Here is a 20,759-nt window from a genome sequence, read left to right on the forward strand (position 1 = left end):
TCCGCATCTTCGCCACCTTCCCGTCGCCCAGGGCTGCTTCGCCTGCTGGGACTCGGCGTCGCTGCGGTGGCCCTCACCCTCACGCCCGCGATGCCCGGCAGTGCCGCTCCCACCCCGGACCGGGTCCAGGACTACCGCGTGACCCTGACCCGCACCCCGCCGGTGATGGTCCAGATCGGGATCGGAGCCCAGAATCCGGACTTGGTGCGTCAGAAGTGTCCGCAGGCCTTCCCGCCAGGCTCGATCTTCCCCGTCGTCGGGGTCCCATTCGCATGCACTGACGTCCCGATCACGGTGGCGGACGTGGCCACGACCGTCTCGGGAACGGCGCAGAACAAGGCGAACGGGCGCTCCGGCAACTTCTCGCTGATCTGTGACTTCGCGTTCCCAGCCTCCGCCGACGTCACCGTGACCCTGGGGCCTGACTTCACGCCCACCGACGTCGTGCTCGATGACATCGACGGCACGGGGCTGGTCGGATGCTTCTGGAGCATCAAGTTCTCCGGCGGGACACCCGGCAGCCTGAACGGGACCGCAGTGGGACCCGTCTCGCTCAGCAGGGTTCCCGGGGAACAACTGGTTGCCGCATCGGTCGACCTCGACGTGGCGATCGTGTCGGGAACCAGCCCATACGACGCTGTGGCCGGTGGGACCGGTCGGTACACGGATACCTACCAGGCACCTTTCGAGGCCGAGCCGATGTCCACGACGAGCGCTTCTGCGGTGTATGACAAGGCCGCGACGTATGACACTTCCGCGGCGTATGACAAGGCCATGGCGAGTTCGCCGTCACTCCCGGCTGCGGCGGCCACCGGTTCGCTGAAACTGAAGCTCGGCAAGAAAGCCTCGCAGGCCGGCATCGTGCCGATGCCCAACGCGCTCACGTCCGGCGACGAGCGGACGCTGCGCATCGCGGGTCCGGCCAAGACGAAATGCAAGGCCAAGGCCACCCGCAGTGGCTCCACGGTGTCGCTGGGCAAGGCGACGATCGCCAAGTCAGGCCAAGCCGTCTTCGATGACGCGCTGCGTTCCGAGTTGACGACGGCCGGGTCTTGGAAGATCGCCGCGACCTGCACCAAGAGCGGCAAGAAGTTGACCACCCCGAAGGAGTCCGTCCGGATCGAGTGATGCTGCGGGCCCGGGGCTCAATCCTGGGCCTGACGGTCCACTCGCGAACAGGTCCTCTGGGCTCGGTCGGGAACGGTCTGTTCGGCTCAGTCGAGCACCGTGACTCAGTCGAGCACCGTGAGATGTGAGCCGGGATCGCGCGGGGGGCGTGGCGGTGGAGTGGTGGCGGGAAAGCCGACCGCCACCGCTCCGAGCGGCTGCCAATCGGTCGGCAGGTCGAGCACGCGGCGTACGACGTCGGGACAGAAGACAGTGGATGACACCCACGCAGTGGCGGCACCCCGGGCCGCGATGGCGATCATGAAGTTCTGTACGGCTGCGCCGCCGGACAGCAGGAACAGGTCCCGCTCATGGCTGCGTCGGGCCGCGTCTGGGTAGCTGTGGGCGCCGGCGGCCAGGGCAATGAACGGCAGCACGAGTTCAGGTGCGGCGCGCAGTACGTCGCCGCGGCGCACGCGACGTTCGATCGCTTCGGGGGTGAAACCGTCGAGTTGGTCCAGATCAGTCCGCCATTGACTGGCCATCTCGTCCAGTAGCTCGACGCGACGTGCGCCCCTCACGTGCAGGAAACGCCACGGCGTGGTGTGGTGGGGTGCCGGAGCGGCGATGGCATCGCCGACCGCGTCAACGATCAGGGTGGCCGGGACCGGATCCGGGCGGAAGGCCCGCACAGTGCGGCGGTTGCCCACAGCGGCGCGCAGTCCCTCGCGGTGGGCGGCGGCTCTGCCCAACGAGAACTCGTCCTGTTCGATCGGGCGCACAAGTGCGGCAGCTCCCGGGCCGGGGGTGGCGGTGACGAGTCTGGCAAGGCCGCGCACCACCGCGACGGGTCGCCCCGCGGCCTTGCCGCGCACCAGGTCGGACAGGGCCGCGATCTCGTCGGCCACTGCCGGTGCGGTGACGGCGAGAGTCCGCCCTCGGGCATCGTCGGAGCCGGCCAGATCGATCAGTGGCGGCAAGCCCGCGACGCCGATGGCCGTATCGGTCTGACCCAGCCGCCACGCCCGCCCCATCGTGTCGGTGATCACGACGGCCAGGGGCCTGACGTCGAGGGCGGCTTCGACGTTCGTCTTCAGCTCCGCCGCGGATCGATCGGGATCGGCCGGCAACAGCACGATCGTCCCAGGCTCGGTGTTGCTCTCGTCGATGCCGGCGGCGGCCAGCACCAGACCGGAGTGGGTGCGCACGATCCGTGTGCCCTTGACCTCGGCGAGTACGTCGGCGGTGGCGGACTCCTCCGATTCGCGTCGCCTGTCGGCCGCGGTGACTTGGCCCTCGGCCTTGGCCACCGCCTTGCTCGTCACCACGACCACGTCGCCGGGCTCGGCCCCTACGCTGCCATCGGGCCAGCGCGCGGTGGCGAGCACCAAGGCGATCACACGCGCCAGATCCGTCCCCCGGGTGATCTCGCCGATGCCATCGGGAGCGAGGACCATCAGTTGGTCCGCTTCGTAGCGGGGGTGTTCCGCCTCGCTGTGGGGGTGTTCCGCCTCGCTAGCGGGGGTGTTCCGCCTCGTAGCGGGGGTGTTCCGCCTCGTAGCGGGGGTGTTCCGCTTCTCTGCGGGGGTGTTCCGCTTCATACGGGGAGGGGTGAGATGCCTCGGAGCCCCATTCGGCGGCTGTGGGAGTCATGCCCGAACCGCCGCAGCCAGGTCCAGTGCATCCGCCGCCAACGCCGCAGCCCGGTCGGGATCGTTCATCACGAGGGGAACGGCCCGGGTCATGATTCCGGCGTCGGTCAGTTGAGGTACGGCAGCGGCATCCTCGGGCGCCACCAGCCACCCGTCGAGCAGTCCGCCGCTGCTGCGGGCGCCGTAGTGCTGGGCCACGGCAGTGGCTGTCGGTGGTACGCCGATGGCGGCCAGGCACTGCTCGGCCATGCCGCGGACCGCGCGGCCACCGATGATGGGGGAGACCCCGATCACGGGGGCTTCGGTGGCGCGGACGGCCTCCCGGATCGACGACACCGACATGATCGCCCCGATACTCACCACCGGATTGCTCGGCGCCAACAGCACGACGTCGGACTCCTTCAGGGCGGCGAGGACCTCGGGAGACGCAGAGGCTTCGTCGGCGCCGATCTGGACGAACTCCTCGGCCGGCAGTTCGGCGCGATGCCGGATCCACCACTCCTGGAAATGGAGCGCGCGCCGCCCCTCGGAGTCGGACACCACCACGTGGGTCTCGACCCGGTCATCGGTCATGGGCAGGATGTGCACCCCGGGCTGCCAGCGCACACACAGCGCAGTGGTGACATCGGTGAGGCGATACCCGGCCAGGAGCATCTGGGTGCGTACCAGGTGGGTCGCCAGGTCGCGGTCGCCGAGACCGAACCACGTGTTCGCAATGCCGTACGCCTGCAACTCCTCGTTGGCCCGAAACGCCTCGTCTCGCCGTCCCCAGCCCCGCTCGTCGTCGAGCCCACCGCCCAAGGTGTACATGACCGTGTCCAGGTCCGGGGAGATGTTCAAGCCGTGCAACACGATGTCATCGGCTGTGTTGACCACCGCCGTGATCCCGGAATCCAACTGGGAGCGCAGCCCGGTCAGGAACCGAGCGCCGCCGAAACCACCCGCCAGAACCGTCACCTGCATGTGCCGATCGTGACAGGTGATCGGCACGCGGACTGCGCCGGGCCGCGTACGGTGGACCCGTGCCGGTCAGTGAACGGGAGGTCGAGCGGGCGATCAGACGCGTCGACAGAGGCGCCACGATCAATCCCCGTGAGGCCGTGGCCTTGCTGTGCGCCCGCGGCGAGCAGTTGGACCGACTCCTGGCGGTCGCCGGGCGGATCCGGGATGCGGGACTGCTGGCGGCAGGGCGGCCAGGCGTCGTCACGTATTCGCCCAAAGTCTTCATCCCGCTGACCCGGTTGTGCCGCGACCGCTGTCACTACTGCACGTTCGCCACGGATCCCGCTGCGCTGCGCCGCTCCGGGCAGCAGGAGTACCTCACACCGACCGAGGTGCTCGACATCGCCCGGGCAGGTGCGGCGGCAGCATGCGCGGAGGCGTTGTTCACGCTCGGAGACACCCCCGAGGACCGATGGCCGGCGGCCGCGGAATGGCTCGCCGCGGCGGGCTATGACGACACCGTGTCCTACCTGAGGGCCAGCGCGATCTCGGTCCTGGAGGAGACGGGGTTGCTGCCGCACCTCAACCCCGGCGTGCTCGACTGGGCGGATCTGCGCCGATTGCGCCCGGTCGCGCCTTCCATGGGGCTGATGCTCGAGTCGTCGGCGCGCCGGTTGTTCACCGACCCCGGCGAGGTCCACCACGGCTCACCGGACAAAGACCCGCAGGTTCGGCTGCGCATGATCGAGGACGCCGGGCGGTTGGGGATCCCGTTCACCACCGGGATCCTGGTGGGGATCGGCGAGACGCCGGACGAACTCGTCACCTCCCTGCTCGACATCCGGCGCCTGGCTCGCGAGTACGGACACATCCAGGAGGTGCTGGTCCAGAACTTCCGGGCCAAGCCGGACACGGCCGCCCGGGCTCGACCCGACGCGAACGAAGACGCCTACCTCGCGACGGTCGCCACCGCTCGGGTCCTCCTGGGACCGAGCGTTCGGATCCAGGCTCCACCGAATCTGAGCGCTCCCCAGGTCGTCGCCCGTTTGCTCGCGGGTGGTGTGGACGACCTCGGTGGGATCAGCCCCGTCACCGCGGATCACGTGAATCCCGAACGCCCGTGGCCGCAGATCGAGGCCCTGGCCGCGATCGCCGCCGGCCAAGGTCTCGAGTTGGCCCCACGTCTGACGGTGCATCCGGAGTATGTGGCTGATGCCGCCACGTGGATCGACCCGCGCCTGCACCCGCATGTGGCAGCGCTGGCCGACCCCACCGGTCGGTTCGATCCGACGCGGGCGCCAGTCGGACTGTCCTGGCAGGAGCAGGACCCCGGTTACGAGGAGTTCGCGGTCCGCAACAGCGGCGGACGCACCGATCTCGCGGCCACGATCGACATCACCGGTCGTTCCGCGGCCGAGCGAGGCGACGCTGACACGGTGTTCGGCGACTGGACGGAGATCGCGCAGCGTGCCCGGCGCGTGCCGGGCGCTTCGATGCCCCGCGATGTCGGCCAGGCGCTCGACCTCGCCGAACGCGACCCCGCCGCGCTGGCCGAACGCGCTCACCACGAGGCGGCACTCGCGTTGATGTCGTGTGACGGTGCCGCCTTGGACCGGTTGTGTGCGCTGGCCGACGCCGTACGCGCCGAGACCGTCGGGTCAGATGTCACCTACGTGGTCAATCGCAACATCAACTTCACCAACGTCTGCTACACCGGTTGCCGGTTCTGTGCCTTCGCCCAGCGCCATGACGATCCGGATGCGTTCACGCTGAGTCTTGCCCAGGTGGGGGAGCGGGTCGACGAGGCCGTTGCGTCCGGGGCCACCGAGATCTGCATGCAGGGCGGGATCCACCCCGATCTGCCCGGCACCGCCTACTTCGACTTGGCTCGGGAGGTCAAGCGGCGCCAGCCCACCGTGCACCTGCACGCCTTCTCGCCGATGGAGGTCGTCAACGGGGCGATCCGGTCGCAGATGCCCGTGGAGCAGTGGCTGGCGCTGGCGCGGGAAGCGGGTGTGGACTCGATCCCGGGGACGGCCGCCGAGATCCTCGACGAAGAGGTCCGGTGGGTCTTGACGAAGGGCAAGCTGGCCGCCGACACCTGGATCGATGTCATCACAGCTGCGCACCGCGCCGGACTGCCGTCGAGCGCCACGATGATGTACGGACACGTGGATCATCCGCGGCATTGGGTGGAACATCTGAGGACCATCCGCGACATCCAGATGATCACGGGCGGATTCACGGAGTTCGTTCCGTTGCCCTTCGTCCACCAGCAGTCGCCGGTCTACCTCGCGGGAGTGGCGCGACCTGGACCCACCGCGCGGGACAACCGCGCCGTCCACGCCATGGCCCGGTTGATGCTGCACGGTGCCATCGCCAACATCCAATGCTCGTGGGTCAAGCTCGGGGAGCGTGGCTGCCAGGTGATGCTCACCTCCGGCGCCAACGACCTCGGCGGGACCCTGATGGAGGAGACCATCTCGCGGATGGCGGGATCCGATCACGGCAGTGCCATGACTGTGGCCGAACTCGAGCACATCGCCGCGGGAATCGGTCGCCCGGCGCGGCAACGCACCACGCTCTACTCTGCGCTCGGCTCGCAGCTCCCCTCGGAACTCCCCTCGCAGCTCCCCTCGGAACTCCCCTCGCAGCTCCCCTCGCAGCTCCCCTCGAATCCCGAATCGGCACTCGACCCAGCCCACGACTCGCCTGCGACGGAAGGCCTCCGCCGCTGAGGCGGCGCTCCTGGCCGGCTCCCCAACAACCGCGGTCGCTCGGCGCCGGGTGTCTGTCGGCAGGGGGCTCGGCAGGGGGCTCGGTGGGGGCTCGGCAGGGGGCTCGGTGGGGGCTCGGAGGGGGATCGGCGGGGGCTCGGTGGGGGACCGCCGATTGGGCAGCCGGGACGCCCACGCCCGCCCGTCACCCAGATGCCCGCCAATCACCCGTATGGCTGTGGATGGAACCCACGAATGACCCAAGATGTGGCATTTCGGCGGCAAGTCATCCACAGATATGGGAATTGGGGTTGACGACTCCGAGTCACACCCATGTAATTACAACCACGTCAGCGCCGGGGAACCGGACCACGTGGGGCTACCGGCCCGGGTAGGGGTACTCGGGTCTTCGGTTCCGCCGCCGACGTATTTCCGTGGCTGGGGAACAGAAAAGGGAGGAACCACGGTGGGTGAGATGGTCTTTTTTCCGATGACCGAGAACGAGGAACTGTCCTGGCAGGAGCGTGGGCTGTGCGCCCAGACCGATCCTGAGGCCTTTTTCCCAGAGAAGGGTGGCAGCACCCGGGAAGCCAAGCGGGTCTGTCTGTCCTGCGATGTCCGCTCCGAGTGCTTGGAATACGCACTCGCCAACGACGAGCGGTTCGGCATCTGGGGAGGCCTGTCCGAACGCGAACGCCGCCGCTTGAAGAAAGCCGCCGGCTGACCGGAGGGTCGACTGCCGATCGGCCTCACCGGGCGATTTCGCACCAGCTATCGGACTTCGCGCCTGGCAGTGCGTCACACCGTTGCAGTGGCGCGCAGCCCGATGGGCGCGTCCCGGTGAGGCCGACTCCCTGCTTGAGTCAGACCAGTTCCATTCCGCGGGGGGCGAGTCCGACGGTGACGAGTCCGGGTCGGCACAGACGCGTGCGAGTCGAACGCGGTGGGTGCGACACGGCGCCAATGCGTGGACCACACTCCGGCGGGCGGTAATCTTCGCCTCGTGAGTATGGCCCGCCGATGCAGTAAGCCGTCTTGTACGCGGCCGGCTGTTGCGACCCTCACCTACGTCTACGCGGACTGCACCGCCGTCTTGGGTCCGTTGGCCACCTACGCCGAACCACACTGCTACGACCTGTGCCAGGCGCACAGCGAGCGTTTGACCGCGCCGCGCGGTTGGGAGGTCGTGAGGCTTCAGCCGGATCCGGATGCGCTCAAACCCAGCAGCGACGACCTCGAAGCTCTCGCGGACGCGGTCCGCGAGGCCGGCCGACCGCGCACCCCTGTGCCGGCTGCTGAGACTCCGGTCCCGGCGGGCACACTCGAAGTCACCCGTCGGGGCCACCTGCGCGTACTGAGAGACGCGGACAGTTGAACCGATAGGCTCGGGCCGTGCGCGATCTTGACGCAATCATCAAGGCCTACGACGTCCGCGGCGTCGTCCCGGACCAACTCGACGAATCCCTGGCCCGCGATGTCGGGGCAGCATTCGTTCAAGTGGTCGCAGCGGCGCCCTCCGCGGGTGGCCCCGGAGCGATCGTCGTCGGACACGACATGCGGCCCAGCGGTCCAGACTTGGTAGCGGCATTCGCCGACGGGGTCACGGGTCAAGGCTGTGACGTCATCCGCATCGGACTGTGTTCGACAGACGGTCTGTACTTCGCCGCAGGGCGGTTGGGGCTCCCCGGCGCGATGTTCACGGCCAGCCACAACCCGGCCCAGTACAACGGCATCAAACTCTGCCGCGCCGGTGCGGCGCCCGTCGGGGAGGACACCGGACTCGCCGACATTCGCGAGGCGGTCCGTCAGGGACCGATCCCGGATGCCGACGTGCCGCCGGGAACGGTCCGCGACCGCGACATGTTGGCCGACTACGCGGCGTTCCTGCGCTCCTTGGTCGACCTGAGTGGAATCCGACCACTCCGGGTCGTGGTCGATGCCGGCAACGGCATGGGTGGCTACACGGTACCCGCGGTGTTGGGGACCCGGGCCGGTCTTCCGGAGCTGCCGCTCATGATCGTTCCGATGTACTTCGAACTGGACGGCACCTTCCCCAATCACGACGCCAACCCCATCGAGCCCGCCAACCTGGTGGACCTGCAGCAGCGGGTCGTCGCGCTGGGGGCCGACATCGGATTGGCCTTCGACGGTGACGCCGACCGGTGTTTCGTCGTCGACGAACGTGGCGAGGCAGTGAGCCCATCAGCGATCACCGGACTCATCGCTGAGAAGGTCCTGGCAGCGGAGCCCGGGGCGACGATCATCCACAACCTCATCACGAGCCGAGCAGTCCCCGAACTCATCAGCGAACTCGGTGGCGTGCCGGAACGCACACGCGTGGGACACAGCTACATCAAGGACACAATGGCGCGCACGGGAGCGGCGTTCGGGGGAGAGCACTCCGGTCACTTCTACTTCCGTGATTTCTGGCGGGCCGACTCCGGCATGTTGGCGGCCATGCATACTCTGGCTGCCCTCGGCCGGACCGAGCCGGGAACCGCCTTGTCCCAGATCATGACCAAGTACGAGCGCTATGTCGCCAGCGGCGAGATCAACACGTCCGTCGCGGACGTAGGGGCCGCTATTGCTGCGGTGCGGGACGCTTTCACCGGACGCGGCGACGTCGATGAGCTCGATGGCCTGACCGTGTCCACCCCGCAGTGGTGGTTCAACGTGCGGCCCTCCAACACCGAGCCGCTCCTCCGTCTGAACGCCGAGGCAGCCGATGACGCCACGTTGGCCGCCATCCGCGACGAGGTGCTGGCTGTCATCCGAACAGGAGTTGACGCGTGAGTTCCACCTTGGGCCTGGACCCCCTGCTCCTGGAGCTGCTGCGCTGCCCGCAGCCTCATCACGCCGAGCTTCGTGTCGACGAAGACCGTCACGAACTGGTCTGCACCGAGTGCGGTGCCGCCTATCCGGTACGAGACGGACTGCCGATCATGTTGATCGATGAGGCCCGGCAGGGGTCCGGGTGAGCACCGAGCCGGTCCTGGTCGGTGGTTTCCGTCAGGACTACGACTGGGGTAAGCGGGATGGCCTGGCTGAGTGGACTGCGGTCCCCACCGGTGGCCCACAGGCGGAGTTGTGGTTCGGGGCGCATCCGTCGGGGCCTTCGCCGGTCGTGATGGGGGACGGGACCATGGCCGATCGGATCGCGGGGGTTCCGTTGCTCGCGAAGATCCTGGCCGCTGGGTCCCCCTTGTCGTTGCAGGTCCACCCTGACGCCGAGACCGCGGAGGCTTGGGCGCGGGACCCAACGGCGTCTGATCTCTTGGCCGACTCCGCGGAGAAGACCGAGATGCTCATCGCCATCGAGCCGTTCCGGATTCTGGCCGGGTGGACCCCGGCCGAGCGAGCACGCGACATCTTGGCCGCTGTGGGGGCCGACGCAGCCGTGCTCGCTGCCCTGGATGCTGCCGATCGGGCCACTGCCGTGCGGCTGCTGCTCGGCGACCGTCCCGTGGCTACCGACGTCGATGGTTGGCGTCGCGCTGTTCGCGCCGCAGGCGCAGGAGACGTCGCTGAAGAGAACATGGCATTCGTGGCCGATCGTTTCGGAACCGATCGGGGAGTGGCGGTCGCCGCGTTGCTCGCATCCGATCTGCTCGCCCCGGGCGACGCCGTCTACGTCCCGGCCGGCGTGCCTCACGCCTATGTCGCGGGAGTCGGGTTCGAGGTGATGAACTCCTCCGACAACGTCCTGCGGCTCGGGTTGACCGGCAAACGCATGTCGGTCGAACACAGCCTCGCCGCTATCCGCGACGATCGCAGCGCCGTGATCATCCGTGCTCCCGCTGACCACTGCTACGCACCCGCCGGCGCTCCGTTCCGGGTCCAGACCCTTGCGGGCCAACAGACGTACGACGCACCAACTGGGGCCTACCGACTGGTGGTCGTGCTCGCCGGAAGTGGTGACGTCACCACCGATTCGGTAACCAAAGTGGCGCAAGCTGGCCAGGCGATTGCGATTCCCGCCCAGGCAGCTGCGGCACGCGTCACCACGACCGGCCATGCTGTGGTCGTGGCGGCGACAGAGGCGTCGCAATGAGTACAGCGCCGCGAAGCGGCGTCGCGAGGAGTACAGCGCCGCGAAGCGGTGCTTCATGAGCACCGAAGGTGGCATGCGGGCGGTCATCGCCGCCCTTCTGGCGAACCTCGGCATCGCCGTGGCCAAATTCGTGGCGTTCATCATCACGCAGTCGTCGTCGATGCTGGCCGAGGCCATCCACTCGCTGGCTGACTCCGGCAACCAGGTGCTCCTACTCGTCGGCAACAAACGAAGTCAGAAGGAGCGCACCCAAACCCACCAGTTCGGATACGGCCGGCTGCGGTACGTCTACGCATTCGTCGTGGCGATCATCCTCTTCCTCGTCGGCGGACTGTTCTCGCTGTACGAGGGCTTTCACAAGATCCAGCACCCGGAACCTCTGAACGACCCCCAGATCGCCTTCATCGTGTTGATCGTGGCCATCATCCTCGAGTCGTTCTCACTGCGCACTGCGCTGAAGGAGTCGAACAAGTCCCGCGGGCGACGCAACCTGTTCCGATTCGTGCGCGACACCCGCAACCCCGAACTCCCGGTGATCCTGCTCGAGGACACCGGTGCCCTCTTCGGTCTGGTCTTCGCGCTCATCGGTGTCACGTTGGCGGTCGTGACCGGCAACGGTGCCTTTGACGGGTTGGGAGCGATGTCCGTCGGCACACTGCTGATCGTGATCGCCATCTTCCTCGGCATGGAGATGACCTCGATGTTGACCGGGGAGGCGGCGCTGCCCGAGGAGGACGCCGCGATGCGCGCCGCCATCGAGCAGGTTTCGGGGATCGAGCGCGTGATCCACATGCGATCACTGCACACCGGGCCCGACGAGGTGCTGCTCGCCGCCAAGATCGCCGTGCCGGCTGACGCGAGCGGTCGGCAGATCGCAGATCTCATCGACCAGGCCGAGGTGGGCGTACGCGAGGCCATGCCCGGCAAGGCCTGCCTCGTCTACCTCGAGCCGGATCTGTTCCACGTTGAGTACAAGTCCGCTGCTGAGGTGGCCTCCGAGCAAGCCCGGAGCCCAGGCTCAGACGAGGGTTCCTCGGATTCGGATCCGGGTTCTGGGCGCTGATCAGCGGCCTGTGGCAGAATACCGGGGTCGGACCAACGAAGCCTCGTGACGTCCCCAGGCATTGCCTGCACAACCCCACCTGCATCACGAGGAGAATGATGTCCGTTTCCGACTTCAAGGTCGCCGACCTTTCCCTGGCCGACTTCGGCCGCCGCGAGATCATCCTGGCCGAGCACGAGATGCCCGGCCTCATGGCCATGCGCTCCCAGTTCGCAGCGCAGCAGCCGTTGCGTGGCGCCCGGATCACCGGATCGCTGCACATGACTGTCCAGACTGCCGTCCTCATCGAGACGCTGACAGTTCTGGGGGCGGACGTGCGGTGGGCATCCTGCAACATCTACTCCACCCAGGATCATGCGGCCGCGGCCGTCGTCGTGGGTCCGGACGGCACCCCTGAAGACCCGCGGGGTGTCCCGGTGTTCGCCTGGAAGGGCGAGACACTGCCGGAGTACTGGTGGTGCACCGAGCAGGCGCTGCTCTGGCCCGAGGGCGGGCCCAACATGCTGCTCGACGATGGTGGTGACGCCACGCTGCTGATCCACAAGGGCGTCGAGTTCGAGCGCGCCGGGGCGGTGCCGATGCCCGGCCCAGGCGACAACGAGGAGTACCAGGTCGTCCTCGAACTTCTCCGCGAGACCATGGCCCGCGATTCGCAGCGTTGGACACAGGTCGCCGACGGCATCATCGGAGTCACCGAGGAGACCACCACCGGGGTTCACCGCCTCTACGAGATGATGGCCGGCCAGACGCTGCTGTTCCCCGCGATCAACGTCAACGATTCGGTGACCAAGAGCAAGTTCGACAACAAGTACGGTTGCCGCCACTCACTCATCGACGGCATCAACCGCGCCACCGATGTGCTGATCGGTGGCAAGACGGCCGTCGTGTGCGGGTATGGCGACGTGGGCAAGGGCTGCGCGGATTCTCTGCGGGGTCAGGGAGCGCGGGTCATCGTCACCGAGATCGATCCGATCTGCGCTCTGCAGGCGGTGATGGACGGCTATCAGGTCGCGCGTCTCGACGACGTGGTCTCGGTCGCGGACATCTTCGTCACTGCCACCGGCTGCAAGGACGTCATCACCGTCGAGGACATGACGCGCATGAAGCATCAGGCGGTCGTGGGCAACATCGGGCACTTCGACAACGAGATCGAGGTCGCCGGCCTGGAGGATGTCGCCACGAAGACCGAAATCAAACCGCAGGTCGCCCAGTGGCAGTTCGCCGACGGTCACACGATCATCATGCTGAGCGAAGGTCGGCTGCTGAACCTGGGTAATGCCACCGGGCACCCCTCGTTCGTGATGTCGAACTCCTTCACCAACCAGGTACTCGCTCAGATCGAACTGTTCACCAAGCGGGACGAGTACCCGATCGGCGTGCACGTGCTGCCCAAGCATCTCGACGAGATGGTGGCTCGGTTGCACCTGGAGTCGCTCGGTGTCGACCTCACGGAACTGAGCAAGGATCAGGCTGAGTATCTCGGTGTCGATGTCGCGGGGCCGTACAAGCCGGATCACTACCGCTACTGATTCACAACATCCACTGACAGTGGAGCAGCGGCGCGGAGGAACACTCCGCGCCTGCTGCTACTGGCTGCTCGTGGTGGGTGCGGGCATCGGGGCTGCTGTTGCCTGATCGGCGGGGAACAGCGCGTGAATCCCGCCGTCGCGGGTCCCGAACCACATCTTCCCGCCCCACACCGCCGGTGTGGATTCGATGCAACCCCCGATGTCGACCTTCCACAGCTCCGTGGGTTGGACGGCAGTGTTGCCCATGTCGAAGCCGTGCATCGTACCGTCACAGTCGCCGATGAGCAGGACGTCGTCGATGACCACAGGAGACTGCCAGGTCGGACCGGGCAGTTGGAAGCGCCAGCGTTCCTGGCCCGTGGCCCGATCGATGGCGAGGACGTCGCCGGCGTTGGTGTCGAACACGACGACGTCCTCGTAGAGGGCAGGTGTGCCCCAGATTCCGCCGGACCCCGGGTCCTTGATGCTCCACACAAGGGGGTCGTCGGGCTTGGTGGGATCCAGCTTCATCATCTGGCCGACCTGCTTGCTGCGGGTGTTGCCCTTCTCGTACTCCGATCCGACGTACAAGAAGCCGTCCTGGTCGATGACGATGGAAGCGTCAGTGTCGTCACCCGTCCAGAACCGGAACACCCGCTCGGGTTTGGCGCCGTCCTGCAGGCCGGCGATGTCCCAGCCTTGGACGAGGCCGGCGCTGTTGGCGAAGTAGACGGTGTCCTTGTAGATCGACACGGAGTTCTCGATGGACACCTGGTTGCTGCCGAACTCCTCGAGCAGTTCGTCATCCCAACCTGGTGCGTTGAACACGAGTTCCGGGTCGACGGTGACCTTGCCGTCGGGGCCGTAGGACCGGTTCAGTTTGACGATGTGGAACTGGCTGTTCTCACCGCCTTCGAACAGGTAGTCGTCGATGACGAGCGGGGAGCCGTCCCAGTCGTTGTTCCACTGCACCGGTGAGACGGCGTCGGCGCTCAACTTCCACAGTTCCTGCGGTTTGTCGCCGTCGAACGACAACACCCGCAGGTAGTTGTCGCGGGAACCCGTGTAGACCAACGGGAAGCCGTCGGGGTCGATGGTGACGGAGCCCTTGATGATGTCCCCGGTCTTGTAAGGGGGCAGGATCTGCTCACCGGTGTTGGCGTCGAGGAAGTGCACGCCGTAGTCGTAGGCGCCGAACACCAGCCAGGTGCGGCCGTCGCGATCGAACACCGCCGGCTGGCCCGTCCAACCCGTGCCGCACCAGGTTTCCGGGCCACCGCCGTCGTCGGAGGTGCCGCAGAGGCCCCCCTTGCTGGGGTACCGCCAGGCTTGCACGGGTGCCTCACGGGGCAGGGGGCCCGTGCCGTAGAAGGTCCGGGTCGGGTTGCCCCGGAAGGTGATCAGCCCGGTGACCGTTCCCGGCGGGTAGGGCTGTCCGACCCCAGCAGGGTCGGACCAGTACGGACTGTCGCCGGGTACGGCCGGGGACGGTGGGGTAGCAGCGGGTGACTCGGTCGGGAGATCGGCCCCGGCAGCGGCCTGTTGCACCGGATCCGAGCGCATCGACCAGAACAGAACGAAGGCGGCGAGCACGAAGACTCCCAGCAGGGCGAAGGTCGAGCGCGCGGATCTCACTGCCTCAGGGTAAGCAGACATCGGTTGCCGACCGGGCAACGCCACCTGCCGATGTTGAAGGATGGCGCCAACGTGAGGAGACCAGGTGTCGGACAACGGAGTGCAGTTCCCCGAGCAAGACGGCCGCCGATCGACAACGGCCACCGGTCGGGCCGCATTCGCGGCGGCCGCGGACGCCGTGGACAACCGCCTGGCTCGCCGCATCCGGGCAACCTCGGACTGGCGGAAGAACTACGTCGCCCCGGCGCGGGACCTGGTCGCTGTCTCGGGTCGTGATGCCGAGCTGCCGGTCGCAGCCGCAAGCGCCGGCCTGGAGTACCTGTCAGGTGCGTTCGGGTTCGTGGTCGACGGGGCCGAGCATCCGTTGGCCCTGGCCTGCGAACTGCCCGGGGCGTTGGCGACCCGCTCGTTCCCGGGAGGTGCGGCCGTGCGCACCGGACTCGAGATCCCTTATCGGGGGCGAACACTCGAAGGGTCGGATCTACGGGCCCAGGTGCGCCGCTGGGTGGCGGCCGGGGTTGTCGAACCGTCCTTCCAGGTCGCCGTCGACGCCATGATCGACAACCCGGACTGGCTCGATCTGTCCCACACGACGATCGTGATGCTGGGCGCAGGGGCGGAACTCGCGCCCCTGCGGGAACTGCTGTCGTGGGGGGCCCAGGTCCTCGCGATCGACCTACCCGGCCCGGGAGTGTGGCGGCGCATCATCGCCGCGGTCGAGGGGACCCCGGGAATCCTGCAGGTACCCGTCGCGCCGGGCGCCGGCATCGGACCGGGCAGCAGTATCGACGATGTCGCGGACGCTGCCGGCGCTGATCTGCTCACGGAATTGCCGGCCATCGCGTCGTGGATCTCCAGCTTCGGCGGTGACCTCGTGCTCGGCAATTACCTGTACGCCGACGGCGCCACGAACGTGAGACTGTCCCTGGCTGCCGACGCCCTCATGACGCACCTGGCCGATACCTGTGGCGTGCACACGGTGCCCGCGTTCCTGGCGACACCGACAGACGCGTTCCAGGTGGGACCGGACGTGGTGCTCGATTCCCGTGAGCGCTGGCGGCACCACCACCTGGCCCGGGCCACGAGGTTGCCCCTGCGGGCCGCCAATCTGTTCCAGCCCCACTACGTCGACATGATGCGCGACGACACCGGAGTCCAGTACGCGGTGGCTGACTGCCTCGTCCCCCAACAGGGTCCGAACTACCTTCTGGCAAAGCGGATGCAGCGTTGGCGCGCTCTGGACTGGCGGAACCGGGGCCGTCGGGTGTCCCTGAACGTGGCGCCCGCCACCCGAACGCGCTCAGTGGTCAAGAACCGCATGCTGGCCGCGGCCTACGCGGGTGCGGGCCGGTTCGGGTTGGAGATCTTCGAACCAGCCACCACCAACGCCTTGATGGCCGCCATGCTCGTGCGGGACCTCCGCGATCCACGGTCGGCGGCCGACCCAGCGGTGGAGTTGGCGCATCCGACACAACTGTTCACCGACGCCGCAGCCCATGGGGGCCTGTGGCGCTCACCCTTCTCGCCGCGGTCGGTGCTCGGCGTCGCCGCCGTCGTGGGCATGATCGAACGGGCCGCCTGACAACGCCGGTCCCGACGTGGGTGCGCCCACCCGCCGGACGCTGGTGTCATGATGGGCCAGTGACAGGTCGCATTCTGGTGGTTGATGACGATCCGGCGCTGGCCGAGATGTTGACGATTGTGCTCAAAGGCGAGGGCTATTCGGTCGGAGTCTGCTCCGACGGCGGCTCCGCGCTGGCGGCGTTTCGGGACTTCGGCCCGGACGCGGTGCTACTCGACGTGATGCTCCCGGGGGCCGACGGCATCGAGGTGTGCCGGCAGATCCGCACCGAGTCGGACACCCCGATCATCATGCTGACCGCCCGGACCGACACCACCGACGTGGTGCGCGGACTCGAGGCGGGTGCCGACGACTACGTTGTCAAGCCGTTCAAGCCCAAAGAGCTCATCGCCCGGATCCGAGCCCAGATGCGGCCCGCGGCTCAGGTCGCCCCGGAGGTCATCCGGTTGCGCGACCTCGAGATCGACTACTCGGGCCACACGGTCACTCGCGCTGGTCAAGTCATCTCCTTGACGCCGCTGGAGTTCGAACTTCTTGCCTGTCTCGCGCGCAAGCCGTGGCAGGTCTACACCAGGGACATGCTGCTGCGCGAGGTCTGGGGCTACCAGCACGCTGCTGACACCCGACTCGTCAATGTCCACGTGCAGCGGTTGCGTGGCAAGATCGAGATCGACCCCGACAATCCGCAGTACGTGATCACCGTGCGCGGGGTGGGATACAAGGCCGGATCGGACTGATGGCCGACGGGCTGCCCGTGGTGCGGTTCTGGCGCCGCTCACTGCAGTTCCGAACCGTCGTCAGCACTGTCCTGGTGACTGTTCTCGTCGTGGGGGTCGCGGGGATCGTCCTCATCCAGCGCGTGTCCGAGGGGCTTCTCGACGCAGCCCAGAACACAGCTCTCGCCGAGGTCTCGGCGGGCCGCTCGATCGCGCGCACCTTCGCGACCACGAACCCGCAGCCCACACCGCAGGACACCGTCGACGCGCTCGTCGAGGCCCTCGCGGACAGGGCCGGCAAACCGCCCGCCTATGACGTCGTGCTGCAGCCCGCTCCGGAAGCCCCGGACCTGCCCGCACAGTCCACCGAACTCGTGTCCGCCGACTCCCTGCCACCGCAGTTGGTCGATGCGCTACGTACTCGGCGCACGCCTGCCTGGGTGTATGCCGACATCACCTACAGCGACGGAAGGGTCGAGCCGGGCTTGATCCTGGGGACACCAGTCAACATCGGCGACTTCGGACCCTACGAGTTGTACTACCTGTACGGACTCGACGGCGTGAACCGCACGATCTCGCTTGGTGCGCTCCACCGTCATCGCAGTCGGACTGGCGCTCGTTCTCGCTTTGGGAGCACTGGCCTGGTGGTTCAGCCGGCGACTCGTGCGTCCCGTCCAGCAAGTGTCCCGAGCCGCCGCGGAACTCGCCGACGGTGATCTCAGCAGCCGGATCAAGGTCGACGGCGAGGACGACATGGCCCGCCTGGCAGAGTCCTTCAACGGCATGGCCGACTCGATCCAGGACCAGATCGAACAGTTGCGCCGGCTCTCGGAGATGCAGCGCCGGTTCGTCGCCGACGTGTCCCATGAACTGCGGACCCCTCTGACGACCATCCGGATGGCCGCCGAGGTGATGCATGAGGGAAGTGGGACGGGACACCCGGTCTCGGAGCGAACGAGTGAGTTGCTCGTCACCGAGGTGGAGCGGTTCGATGCGCTGCTGAATGATCTTCTGGAGATCTCCCGGATGGATGCGGGCGAGGTGGCGCTCGACAACGAGGAGGTGGACCTGGCCCGGTTGGTGTCCGACTGGGTCGATGCGCTGCGGCCGGTGGCCGACGACCACGGCTGTGTCCTGACGGTGGAGGCAGCGGATTCCTGCGCTGTGAGTTGTGATGCCCGCCGGATCGGTCGAGTCGTGCGCAACCTGGTGGTCAACGCGGTCGAGTACGGCGCCGGCGCCCCCGTCGAAGTCGCAGTGAAATGTGATGCCCGGCGGGTGCGTGTCACGGTGACCGATCATGGCGTGGGCTTGGCACCCGCTGACGCGGAGCGGGTCTTCGAGCGTTTCTGGCGCGCGGACCCCTCCCGGCGACGCACGCTGGGCGGCACGGGACTGGGATTGGCGATCTCGCGCGAGGACGCCCGACTGCACGGCGGGGATCTGACCGTCAGCGGAGCCCCCGGGTTGGGCTGCACCTTCACTCTCACGCTGCCACTGGTCCACAGTCGCACCACACAGCAACTCGTCCCCTGATCGAGTGCACTCGGGTGCGCTCGACGTGCTCGGGCGCGAAGGTCGGCCCATGACGGACCTGTTGGCAGTGGCACGCCACCTGCTCGTACCGGCCCGCTGCGTCGGATGCGCCGAGCAACGCACGTGGTGGTGTCGCCAGTGTGCCACCACGGTCGCGACCCCCCGCCTTGGCCGGATCAGTGGGCTCCCGGTGGTTGCGGCGGCGACCTACGAGGGAACCGCGCGCGATCTCGTCCTTGCCTACAAGGACCGCGGCATCACCGCGCTGCGCCGACCCCTCGCGCAGCTGCTGCAGTCGGCCATCCGAGATCACCCTGAATCCGCACGCGCTGAGGGAATCGTCGTGATCCCGGCGACCCGGCGAGCGCGCTTGCGTCGAGGGTTCGACGCTGCAGGGGAGATCGCGGCCGGGGGCGCTCTCCCCGTCCTGCCCGCCTTGCGCTGGGTGCGACGCACTCGTCCACAGAAGTCCCTGGACCATGCGGCGCGCAGGGCGAACCTGTCCGGTGCCCTTGCGGCAACTGCCGTCGGCCGGGTTCTCGTAGTCGATGACGTCATCACCACGGGTGCCACCGTGCGGGAGGCGGTTCGAGCCCTGCGCTCCTCGGGCGGCACCGTGTTGGGCGTCGTGGCGGTCTGCTACGCGGAGCCGGTTCATGCTGATCGGTCCTGGATCGGGCAACCCATCGAAGCATCAAGCCCGGGGACGCGTTAGCGTGAAAACAGGACAACTGTCGGCGGAAGCCAGACAGTTGCCGGCAGCGGCCGACTCTGTCGGCTGAAGCCATTGTTGTCTGAAGCGAGGAGGGGTCATGGCTGTCGAGATCGTGGTGCGAGGTCGTCACCTGGACGTGTCTGATCGGTTCCGGGAGTTGGTCACAGAGAAGTTGACCCGCGTCGACCGCTTCGGGTTGGACATTTCGAGGATCGACGTCGAAGTGTCCCGCGAACGCAACCCCCGGATGTCGGAACGGGCCATCGAGGTCGAACTCACGTGTCACGGGCGCGGGCCGTTGGTTCGCGCGGAGGCGCATGCCGGCGACAAGTACGCGGCGCTCGATGACGCCACGGCAACGTTGTCGGAACGGTTACGGCGGATGTCGGACAAGCGTCGCAGTCAGCGCCGTCGTCACGCCCGCGTGGTGTCCTCCGACGTCGAGATCGACAGTGGTCGCGTCGTCAGCGAATCTTCCCGACACCGACGACCAGGCAGACGAGCTGCCTCCGGACGTCGTGCTGGCAGAAGGTCCGGTTCTGGTGCGCCAGAAGACCCACACCACGCGGCCGATGACTGTGCTCGACGCGCTCGACGCCCTCGAGGCGGTCGGGCACGACTTCTTCTTCTACTACGACGTCGATGCCGAGCGGCCCAGCGTCATCTACCGACGGCGCGGCTACGACTACGGCCTGATCCGGCTCGACGTCGCTGCCGAGGACGGACGCGCTGCCAGTTGAACACCGCCGAACCTCAGCCGGCGGCGCCCGCCTCCCAGATCGTCGTCGCCGATGCGACTCCGGTGTTCCTGCACGGGCCTGGTGGGCGTGCTGCGCGCCGCGGGCTACGACGTCACAGGAGCTGCCACAGTCACGGAACTGCGCGAGTCTCTGGGCAAGCAGCCGCCAGACCTCGTCTTGTTGGATGTCCGGCTTCTCGCTGATGACGACGCTGTCTGCGCCGCGGCCCGTGACCAAGGGATCTCCGTTGTCGTGACGGTCGCCGATCCGGACGATCGCGTCCTGGAACTCGTCAACGAGGGCGTCAACGGTTTGTGGGACCGAGAGGGCGATGTCGGCGAGCTGCGTCGGGTCGTCACGGGGGCGCTGGCCGGTTCGCCGGTGGTGTCGCCCGACGTCGGAGCCGCCCTGCTCGAGCGGATAGCGGGCGCCGGTCGGGCCGGCCGCGAGACCGTGGGGCAGTTGACCAGCCGGGAGCAGGAGATCCTCGGGCACATGGCCGACGGCAAGGGCAACCGTGCCATCGCCGACGCTCTGTTCATCTCCGAGAACACCGTTCGCAACCATGTCCGCAACGTCTTGGACAAGTTGCAGGCCCGAACACGCACCGAGGCGGTCGTGCGGGCCGTGCGCGCCGGGCTGATCCGGTTGGGCTGAAACCGCACGCATCGGTCCGGGCCCGGACTCCGACTACCATGGACAACCTTGGACTCAGGAAGGCGTCAGAGTGGCACTGATGGAACGACTCCTCCGCGTGGGGGAGAAACGCGTCGTCCGCAAACTCGAATCGGTGGC

At 67.6% G+C, this 20,759-nt stretch carries 19 protein-coding genes; 16 read left to right on the forward strand and 3 right to left on the reverse strand.

The window, feature by feature from the left end:
• Nucleotides 1-66 precede the first annotated feature (66 nt).
• The gene (locus tag V9E98_06855; GenBank protein ID MEI2716699.1) at nt 67-1,128 is read left to right on the forward strand and encodes a hypothetical protein; all 1,062 of its coding nucleotides are present in this window, start codon (nt 67-69) and stop codon (nt 1,126-1,128) included.
• A 104-nt stretch (nt 1,129-1,232) separates the two neighbouring features.
• On the opposite strand, the gene V9E98_06860 is transcribed toward V9E98_06855, so the two are convergent.
• Together V9E98_06860 and cofD are read right to left on the reverse strand one after the other, a co-directional pair.
• On the reverse strand, nt 1,233-2,708 hold the full coding sequence (locus V9E98_06860; protein ID MEI2716700.1) for a coenzyme F420-0:L-glutamate ligase: 1,476 nt from the start codon (nt 2,706-2,708) through the stop codon (nt 1,233-1,235).
• Nucleotides 2,709-2,756: 48 nt separating this feature from the next.
• On the reverse strand, nt 2,757-3,722 hold the full coding sequence (gene cofD / locus V9E98_06865) for a 2-phospho-L-lactate transferase (protein ID MEI2716701.1): 966 nt from the start codon (nt 3,720-3,722) through the stop codon (nt 2,757-2,759).
• A 59-nt stretch (nt 3,723-3,781) separates the two neighbouring features.
• On the opposite strand from cofD, the gene V9E98_06870 reads away from it, so the two are divergent.
• The 8 genes from V9E98_06870 to ahcY all read left to right on the forward strand — a co-directional run bounded on the left by V9E98_06870 (nt 3,782) and on the right by ahcY (nt 13,061).
• Complete coding sequence (locus V9E98_06870) at nt 3,782-6,439, forward strand: bifunctional FO biosynthesis protein CofGH (GenBank protein MEI2716702.1); 2,658 nt, start codon at nt 3,782-3,784, stop codon at nt 6,437-6,439.
• A gap of 454 nt (nt 6,440-6,893) precedes the next feature.
• A complete protein-coding gene (locus V9E98_06875) occupies nt 6,894-7,142 on the forward strand; it encodes a WhiB family transcriptional regulator (protein ID MEI2716703.1) in 249 nt (82 codons plus the stop codon).
• Between the two features lie 285 nt (nt 7,143-7,427).
• The gene (locus V9E98_06880; protein ID MEI2716704.1) at nt 7,428-7,793 is read left to right on the forward strand and encodes a DUF3499 domain-containing protein; all 366 of its coding nucleotides are present in this window, start codon (nt 7,428-7,430) and stop codon (nt 7,791-7,793) included.
• A 17-nt stretch (nt 7,794-7,810) separates the two neighbouring features.
• Nucleotides 7,811-9,211, forward strand: a complete 1,401-nt coding sequence (locus V9E98_06885; protein MEI2716705.1) for a phosphomannomutase/phosphoglucomutase — start codon at nt 7,811-7,813, stop codon at nt 9,209-9,211.
• Nucleotides 9,208-9,396, forward strand: a complete 189-nt coding sequence (locus tag V9E98_06890; protein ID MEI2716706.1) for a Trm112 family protein — start codon at nt 9,208-9,210, stop codon at nt 9,394-9,396. Before V9E98_06885 ends, V9E98_06890 begins: the two co-directional genes overlap by 4 nt.
• Nucleotides 9,393-10,469 carry a type I phosphomannose isomerase catalytic subunit gene (locus tag V9E98_06895; protein ID MEI2716707.1) on the forward strand — a complete coding sequence of 359 codons (1,077 nt, stop codon included), beginning with the start codon at nt 9,393-9,395 and terminating at the stop codon, nt 10,467-10,469. Before V9E98_06890 ends, V9E98_06895 begins: the two co-directional genes overlap by 4 nt.
• A gap of 55 nt (nt 10,470-10,524) precedes the next feature.
• Nucleotides 10,525-11,532: a cation diffusion facilitator family transporter gene (locus V9E98_06900; GenBank protein ID MEI2716708.1), complete on the forward strand. Its 1,008-nt coding sequence runs from the start codon at nt 10,525-10,527 to the stop codon at nt 11,530-11,532.
• A 98-nt stretch (nt 11,533-11,630) separates the two neighbouring features.
• The gene (ahcY, locus tag V9E98_06905; protein MEI2716709.1) at nt 11,631-13,061 is read left to right on the forward strand and encodes an adenosylhomocysteinase; all 1,431 of its coding nucleotides are present in this window, start codon (nt 11,631-11,633) and stop codon (nt 13,059-13,061) included.
• 57 nt (nt 13,062-13,118) lie between these two features.
• Here ahcY and V9E98_06910 read toward each other — a convergent pair whose 3' ends face one another.
• A complete protein-coding gene (locus V9E98_06910) occupies nt 13,119-14,675 on the reverse strand; it encodes a PQQ-binding-like beta-propeller repeat protein (protein MEI2716710.1) in 1,557 nt (518 codons plus the stop codon).
• 85 nt (nt 14,676-14,760) lie between these two features.
• Between V9E98_06910 and V9E98_06915 the strand changes: the two genes are divergently transcribed.
• From V9E98_06915 to V9E98_06945, 7 genes are all read left to right on the forward strand, one after another.
• The gene (locus V9E98_06915; protein ID MEI2716711.1) at nt 14,761-16,257 is read left to right on the forward strand and encodes a hypothetical protein; all 1,497 of its coding nucleotides are present in this window, start codon (nt 14,761-14,763) and stop codon (nt 16,255-16,257) included.
• A 59-nt stretch (nt 16,258-16,316) separates the two neighbouring features.
• Entirely contained in the window at nt 16,317-16,994 is a 678-nt protein-coding gene (mtrA, locus tag V9E98_06920) for an MtrAB system response regulator MtrA (GenBank protein MEI2716712.1), read from the forward strand.
• The gene (locus tag V9E98_06925; protein ID MEI2716713.1) at nt 16,994-17,689 is read left to right on the forward strand and encodes a hypothetical protein; all 696 of its coding nucleotides are present in this window, start codon (nt 16,994-16,996) and stop codon (nt 17,687-17,689) included. The genes mtrA and V9E98_06925 overlap by 1 nt, the downstream gene beginning before the upstream one ends.
• Nucleotides 17,601-18,509 carry a HAMP domain-containing sensor histidine kinase gene (locus tag V9E98_06930; protein MEI2716714.1) on the forward strand — a complete coding sequence of 303 codons (909 nt, stop codon included), beginning with the start codon at nt 17,601-17,603 and terminating at the stop codon, nt 18,507-18,509. The genes V9E98_06925 and V9E98_06930 overlap by 89 nt, the downstream gene beginning before the upstream one ends.
• Before the next feature lie 49 nt (nt 18,510-18,558).
• The gene (locus tag V9E98_06935; protein MEI2716715.1) at nt 18,559-19,224 is read left to right on the forward strand and encodes a phosphoribosyltransferase family protein; all 666 of its coding nucleotides are present in this window, start codon (nt 18,559-18,561) and stop codon (nt 19,222-19,224) included.
• Between the two features lie 452 nt (nt 19,225-19,676).
• Nucleotides 19,677-19,964: a sigma 54 modulation/S30EA ribosomal C-terminal domain-containing protein gene (locus tag V9E98_06940; GenBank protein ID MEI2716716.1), complete on the forward strand. Its 288-nt coding sequence runs from the start codon at nt 19,677-19,679 to the stop codon at nt 19,962-19,964.
• Between the two features lie 51 nt (nt 19,965-20,015).
• Nucleotides 20,016-20,621, forward strand: coding sequence for a response regulator transcription factor (locus V9E98_06945; GenBank protein MEI2716717.1), 606 nt, complete (start codon nt 20,016-20,018; stop codon nt 20,619-20,621).
• The last annotated feature ends 138 nt before the right edge of the window (nt 20,622-20,759 follow it).

This window comes from Candidatus Nanopelagicales bacterium, assembly GCA_037045355.1.
In the GTDB taxonomy this organism is placed as follows: domain Bacteria; phylum Actinomycetota; class Actinomycetes; order S36-B12.

Coding starts and splice junctions, on each gene's coding strand:
- V9E98_06860 (MEI2716700.1), bottom strand. CDS start 2,708: ATGAAGCGGAACACCCCCGCAGAGAAGCGGAACACCCCCGCTACGAGG.
- cofD (MEI2716701.1), bottom strand. CDS start 3,722: ATGCAGGTGACGGTTCTGGCGGGTGGTTTCGGCGGCGCTCGGTTCCTG.
- V9E98_06875 (MEI2716703.1), top strand. CDS start 6,894: ATGGTCTTTTTTCCGATGACCGAGAACGAGGAACTGTCCTGGCAGGAG.
- V9E98_06880 (MEI2716704.1), top strand. CDS start 7,428: ATGGCCCGCCGATGCAGTAAGCCGTCTTGTACGCGGCCGGCTGTTGCG.
- V9E98_06900 (MEI2716708.1), top strand. CDS start 10,525: ATGAGCACCGAAGGTGGCATGCGGGCGGTCATCGCCGCCCTTCTGGCG.
- ahcY (MEI2716709.1), top strand. CDS start 11,631: ATGTCCGTTTCCGACTTCAAGGTCGCCGACCTTTCCCTGGCCGACTTC.
- V9E98_06925 (MEI2716713.1), top strand. CDS start 16,994: ATGGCCGACGGGCTGCCCGTGGTGCGGTTCTGGCGCCGCTCACTGCAG.
- V9E98_06935 (MEI2716715.1), top strand. CDS start 18,559: ATGACGGACCTGTTGGCAGTGGCACGCCACCTGCTCGTACCGGCCCGC.
- V9E98_06945 (MEI2716717.1), top strand. CDS start 20,016: ATGCGACTCCGGTGTTCCTGCACGGGCCTGGTGGGCGTGCTGCGCGCC.